4 protein-coding genes and 1 pseudogene are annotated in these 6322 nt (G+C 73.8%); 3 read left to right on the top strand and 2 right to left on the bottom strand.

Annotated elements, in window-relative coordinates:
- From E1300_RS00955 to rho, 3 genes and pseudogenes are all read left to right on the top strand, one after another.
- The coding region (locus E1300_RS00955; protein WP_242618868.1) for a PEP-utilizing enzyme at window positions 1-330 on the top strand (330 nt) is incomplete at its 5' end.
- Window positions 327-1271, top strand: a complete 945-nt coding sequence (locus E1300_RS00950) for a hypothetical protein (RefSeq protein ID WP_131754907.1) — start codon at window positions 327-329, stop codon at window positions 1269-1271. The genes E1300_RS00955 and E1300_RS00950, both read left to right, overlap by 4 nt.
- A gap of 429 nt (window positions 1272-1700) precedes the next feature.
- A pseudogene (gene rho, locus E1300_RS00945) lies at window positions 1701-2867 on the top strand (transcription termination factor Rho); the annotation flags it as partial.
- Window positions 2868-2877: 10 nt separating this feature from the next.
- Here the strand turns inward: rho and E1300_RS00940 are convergent.
- Together E1300_RS00940 and E1300_RS00935 are read right to left on the bottom strand one after the other, a co-directional pair.
- Entirely contained in the window at window positions 2878-4392 is a 1515-nt protein-coding gene (locus tag E1300_RS00940) for a serine/threonine-protein kinase (protein ID WP_165502616.1), read from the bottom strand.
- Window positions 4393-4538: 146 nt separating this feature from the next.
- Entirely contained in the window at window positions 4539-6125 is a 1587-nt protein-coding gene (locus E1300_RS00935) for an acyl-CoA synthetase (RefSeq protein WP_131754904.1), read from the bottom strand.
- Window positions 6126-6322 lie beyond the last annotated feature (197 nt).

Here is a 6322-nt window from a genome sequence, read left to right as displayed (position 1 = left end):
GACGGCGCGCGTCCCGCGGGCGGTGGCCGCGGATCCGGGCCGGCGGCCACCGGCCCGGACGCCCCGCCGCCCGGATCGGTGCTGGTCGTCCGGACGCTCGCGCCCGCGCTGGCCGTCCACCTGCCGTCCCTCGCGGGGCTCGTGGCCGAGACCGGCAGCCCGCTGTCGCACCTGGCGATCCTGGCCCGCGAGCTCGGCGTCCCGACGGTGGTCGGCCTGCGCGGTGCGCTCGACCGGTTCCCGCCCGGCACGGAGCTCCTCGTGGACGGCGACACCGGACGCGTCGAGGCCCTTCCCGCGACTCCGAGGCAGGGGGAGGAGGTCGCATGAGGGGAAGCTTCCTCAGGGCGGTCACCTACCTCGGGCTCGCGGCGGTCGTCTTCTGGACGGCGGCGTACGTGGTCATCTACCTGGCGCGCTGGGAGTGGCAGCGGGCGCTGATGGCGGGCGAGCTGCTGCTCGTCGCCCTGGTGGTGCTGCTGGCGGTGGCGGGCGCCCGGCGGCTCGCGCGGATGGAGCGGCGGCTGTCCGACCTGATCGAGGGGACGGGCCGCCCGGCCGCGGCGCCGCGGCTCGCCGCCGTCCCGCTGCAACGCGCGGCCTATGGCGAGCCGTCCGGAGGCACCGCCGGTAAGGACGCGGCACCCAGATTCCGCTGGCTGGAGCCCGGCGAGGACGCCTACCGCGTGTTCATCCCGGTCCTGCTGGGCGCCGGGATCATCGTGTCGGGGATCGCCGCCCTGGTGGAGCGGCTCGCCACGGCGCTCGTCCGGACCGGTCACGGGAGCGCCGCCGTCCGGCTGCCGGACGCGCTGACGCCGCCGTCCGGGGGCGTGCTGGCCGGGGCCCCCGACCTCGCGCCGCTCCGCCCGGACCCGAAGGCGTGGCTGCGGGCGACCGCGGCGGTCCTGGCGGCGCTGGCCGTCGCGTGGCTCGCCGTGGACGAGCTGGCCGAGCGCACCCAGGACCGGGCCGACCGGCCGGTGGCCGCCGCCGCGAGCACGGTCGTCATCGAGGCCGACACGCGCGGCAGCACCGGCGCAGCGACACCGGACCCGCTGGTCACGCGGCTGTGGGAGTACTGCCGCGGCTCGACCCGCCCGTACGTCGAGGGCGGCGGCACCGTGCCGCTGGGCGGCGGCCGGTACGCGCTGGTCGTCCGGCCCGCCCTCGGCGAGCACGCGCTCCGCCGGATGCGCGGCTGCCTGGAGGACGCGGTGGTCGACCGGGCCCGCTTCCGCGTCGTCTCGGTGAGCCCGGCGGGGAGCTGACCACCGCGGCGGGAACCGACCACCGCGGCAGGGAAGTGACCACGGCGCCCCGCGGCCCGAAAACAATCACTCACCTCCGGGAATGCACATCGGAGCCGCGGTGCTGTACTGTCGAGGCAGCGCCTTCGGTTTTCCGTCATCCACGGCGAAAGCGCCCCTTTCCCCGCCCGGGCCATCTGAGCGCCCGGTGATCACCGGCTCGGCAGCGCGGTTCTCGCGTCCGGGCCGCCGCACAAGGGAGCCGATCTCAGCCCGGTGAACCGAGCTGCTTCTCTCGCATTCCTCTCGCGTACAGGCCGCGGGTTCCGCCGCCGTACGCGGACGTCGACTCCAGGCCGCGCGGAGCGTTCCGCACGGACCTGAGAAGGGACCCCCATGTCCGCTTCCACCATCACCGAACACAAGCCCAGGGCCGCCGTGCCCGCGCAGGGCGCCCGCAAGGGAGCCCCGCAGGGCCGCCGCCCGGCCGCCGACAGACCGGCCGCCGAGGCGCCCGCCGTCCCGTTCACCGGGATCCTCGCCGTCCAGGACAAGCACGCGTTCGTGCGGACCTCCGGCTACCTCTCCGGCCCGGACGACGTGCACGTGTCGCTCGCCCAGGTCAGGACCTTCAACCTCCGCCCCGGCGACGCCGTCGCCGGCACCGCCCGGCCGCCGAAGTCGGGACGCGACAAGTTCGCCGCCCTCGCGACCGTCGAGACGGTCAACGGCGTGACCCCGCAGGAGGCCGCGCACCGGCCCGACTTCGCGAAGCTGACGCCCCTGTTCCCGCAGGAGCGGCTCCGGCTCGACACCGGCGCGCTCGCGACCCGCGTCATCGACATCGTGGCGCCGATCGGCAAGGGCCAGCGCGGCCTGATCGTGTCGCCGCCCAAGGTCGGCAAGACGATGGTCCTCCAGGCCGTCGCCAACGCGATCAGCCAGAACAACCCCGACGTGCACCTCATGGTCGTGCTCATCGACGAGCGTCCCGAAGAGGTCACCGACATGCAGCGGACGGTCCGCGGCGAGGTCCTGCACTCGACGTTCGACCGCCCGGCGCAGGACCACACGGCGCTCGCCGAGCTCGCCGTCGAGCGCGCCAAGCGCCTGGTCGAGCAGGGCCACGACGTCGTCATGCTGCTCGACTCGATCACCCGGCTCGGCCGCGCCTACAACCTCGCCGCGCCGTCCAGCAGCCGCATCCTGGCGGGCGGCGTCGCGACGACCGCGCTGTACCCGCCCAAGAAGTTCTTCGGCGCCGCCCGCAACATCGAGAACGGCGGCTCGCTGACCATCCTCGCCACCGCCCTCGTGGAGACCGGGTCCCGCATGGACGACGTCTTCTTCGAGGAGTTCAAGGGCACCGGGAACATGGAGCTGAAGCTCGACCGGAGCCTCGCCGACCGGCGGGTCTTCCCCGCCGTGGACATCGACGCCTCCGGCACCCGCCGCGACGAGCTGCTGATGTCCCCCGAGGAGCTCGCGCTGACCTGGCGCCTCCGCCGCGCCCTCCAGGGCCTGGAGAAGCAGCAGGCCGTCGAGCAGCTCCTGGAGAAGATGAAGGGGACCGCGTCCAACGCCGAGTTCCTGCTCCGGCTCCAGCAGACCGCCTGAGCCGGCCCGCTCACCTTCTCCGCTCCGGCTTGAACGACCCGACGATCCGGTCGTAGAGCCGCTGACCCGGCGTCCACCGGGACTCGGGCGCGGAGAAGAAGAACTCGTATCCGGCGACCCGGCCGCGCAGCGCGTGCCCGCCCTTCCACGTGAACTCCCACTCCGCCGCGCCGCCGGAGACTCCGGGCACCGCCTCCAGCCGCAGCCGGCGATACCCGGGATAGCGCCGTTCCGCCGCCTTCCGCTCCGCCGCGCGGAGGCCGGACAGCGGATCGCCCGGCGCCGGGGCGATGCGCAGCCCCTGACCCGAGCTCCGGTCCCTCCACTCCGTGACGGCGCCGTGCCGCTCGCCGCGCCATCCCGCCGGGATCCGCACCGAGTAGGCGCCCGCCACCCGGTGCGTCCGGACCGTCACGCCCGCCGCCGGGTGCAGCGCCACCGCGTCGCTCTTGCCGATGGACGTCCACCGCGCCGCCCACGTGCACGTCCCGGCCGTGAGCGCCGCGAGCACCGCCACGCTGAGGACGGCGCCGGGCCGCAGATGCCCGCCGGACGTCCGCCGGCCCCCACGGCCCCCATGGTTCGTCACGCGCGCATGCGCCGTGCCGCCGGCCCCTGACGCGCCGTGCGTCCGCGCGGGGTGCAGCAGGACGGGCGGTGCCGTGAACGCCTCCGCGTCCGCCGCGGCGCTCGGCCGCCGTCCGGCGACATCGCGCAGGAGAAGGGCGGTCGCCTCGCTCGACAGGCGGTCCTCGGGACGCTGGCGGAGCAGGCCCTCGATGACGGGGGCCAGCGCCCCGGCCCGCACCGGCCGCGCGTACTCGCCGAGCAGCACCGCGATCATGGACGCGAGCGCGTGGCAGCGCAGGAACGGCGAGAACCCCTCGACGGCGGTGTAGAGCGTCGCGCCGAGCGACCACAGGTCCGACGCCTCCACGCTCGGGAAGCCGTGCACGCGCTCGGGCGGCAGGTACGCGGGCGAGCCCTCGATGCCCGCGACCAGCGTCTCCGCCGCCTCCCGGCTCCGGTCGACATGGACGGCGAGCCCGAAGTCGGTGAGCAGCACCCGGCCGTCCTCGCAGATCAGGACGTTGCTGGGCTTGACGTCGCGGTGCAGGATCCCGGCCGCGTGCGCGGCACGCAGCACCGACAGGACGGCGGAGCCGATCTCGGCGACCCGCCGCACGCCGAGGGGGCCGCCGTCGGTGACGACCCGGTGCAGCGACCGGGACTCCAGGTACTCCATGACGATCCACGGCCGGCCGTCCTCGATGATCAGATCGTGGACGGCGACCACGCCGGGATGCCGCAGCGCCGCGGTGGCCCGCGCCTCGCCGAGCAGCCGCCGGCACAGCACCCGCCGCTCCGCCTCGGTGATGCGCGCCGGGAGGTGGACCTCCTTGACCGCCACGTCGCGGTCGAGCATCTCGTCGTAGGCCCGCCAGACGGTGCCCATGCCGCCCCTGCCGACCACGGACAGCAGGCGATACCGCCGCGCGAGCGGTATCAGCCGGTTCCCGTCCATGGGAAGGGTATGCGCCCGGAAGCGCTCAAGGCACGCCCCCGCCGGGCCAATCATTATTTGACCGCGTCTCGCGCACCTCGGCGATTCGCGGGCGTTTCGTCCCGGCCCGCCGGCACAGATCGGGACGGGGACGGCTCGGCGGGAGGTCAGGCGTCCGCGTCGGCGAACACGGACCTCGCCCACTTGTAGTCGGACTTCCCGACGGCCGTGCGCTGCACCTCGTCCACGATCTGGATCTGGCGCGGGAGCTTGTAGCCGGCGAGGCGCCCGCGGCAGTGCTCCGTCAGCTGCTCCAGCGTGACGGTCGCGCCGGGGCGGGGCGCGACGACCGCGGCGACGCGCTGCCCGAACCGCTCGTCCGGCAGGCCCACCACGACGACGTCGTACACGTCGGGGTGGTCCTTCAGCGCGACCTCGACCTCCTCCGGGTAGACCTTCTCGCCACCCGTGTTGATCATCAGGGAGCCGCGGCCGAGGAGGGTGATCGTGCCGTCCTCCTCCAGGCTCGCGTAGTCGCCCGGGATCGACCAGCGGGTGCCCTCGGCGTCGGTGAAGAACGTCGACGCGGTCTTCGCGGGGTCGTTGTAGTAGCCGAGCGGGATGTGGCCGCTGCGGGCGAGCTTGCCGATCTCGCCTGGCCGCACGACGCGGAGGTCGTCGTCCAGGACGGTGATGCCCGGCTTCATCATGAACCGCGCCGTGCCCTCCTTCCCGCCGACGGACGGCCCGCACGCGCCCGTCTCGGACGCGCCGTAGTTGTCGAGGAACATCACGTTCGGCAGGTGCTCCTTGAGGGCGTCCTTCGCTCCCTCGGTGAGCGGCGCGCCGCCGGACGCGATCGCGAACAGCGACGACGTGTCGTACTCGCCGGTGGCGAGCGCCTGCGCGACCGGGCGGGCCATGACGTCCCCGACGAGCATCAGCACGTTCGCCTGCTCCTCCGCGAGCAGGCGCAGCGCCCGGTCGGCGTCGAAGGCGTGGTCGGTGTAGAGGACGACCTTGGCGCCGCTGAACAGGCCCATGAACGCGACCCACTGCCCGGCGCCGTGCATGACGGGCGCGCAGTCGAGCACGGCCATCGCGGGCTGCTCGGCGTTGGCCGCGAGCGCCTCGGGGCTCGTGATCGGGTCGCCCAGCACGTTCCCGCCGCCGAGCGCGCCGAAGAAGATGTCCTCGCAGCGCCACTCGACGCCCTTGGGGTAGCCGGTGGTGCCGCCGGTGTACATGATGTAGCGGTCGTCGTTCGACCGCTCCGGGAAGTCGTCGCCCGGCGCGGCCTCGGCCAGCGCCTTCTCGTACTCCACCGCGTCCGGGATCTCGCCGGCGGACCCGTCCTCCAGCACGACGACGTGGCGCAGCAGCGGCAGGTCGGCGCGGATCTCCCCGACCTTCGCCAGCAGCGCCCGCTCGCCGATGATCGCGACCGAGTCGGAGTCGGACAGGACGTGGTGCAGCTCGGCGGCGACGTAGCGGAAGTTCACCGGGATCGGCACGGCGCGGATCTTGAAGACACCGAGCATGGCCTCGATCCATTCCGCCCGGTTGTAGGCGAGGATCGCGACGTGCTCGCCCGGCCGCACGCCCGCGTCCGCGAGGTGGTGGCCGACCCTGCTCGCCCGCTCGTTGAGTTCGCGGTACGTGCGCCGCTCGTCCCCGGCCACGAGGGCCGGGCGGTCCGGACCCGCCGCGGCCAGGATTTCGAGAAGATCGGCCAGGTTGTAGCTTCGCGCCATGCCACGTCCTCGCGTTTCGGGGTGGGGTACGAGTCCTTCGATCATCGTTGACGGCACCCGGAATGCTCAATTGCTGTTGTACGTCCGGTCCAATGACATCGGTCACATTCCGGCTGATCAGTACGGATGCCGGACGCCGTCGGACGCGCGAATGGCCACCGTGTTGCGGCGCCGTTTCCGGCCAGTGCCGAGCTTCT

The sequence above is a fragment of the Actinomadura fibrosa genome, from assembly GCF_900659615.1.
Lineage (GTDB): Bacteria > Actinomycetota > Actinomycetes > Streptosporangiales > Streptosporangiaceae > Spirillospora > Spirillospora fibrosa.
Note: the sequence above shows the minus strand (reverse complement) of the source record. Positions and strands in the feature narration are given on the sequence as shown.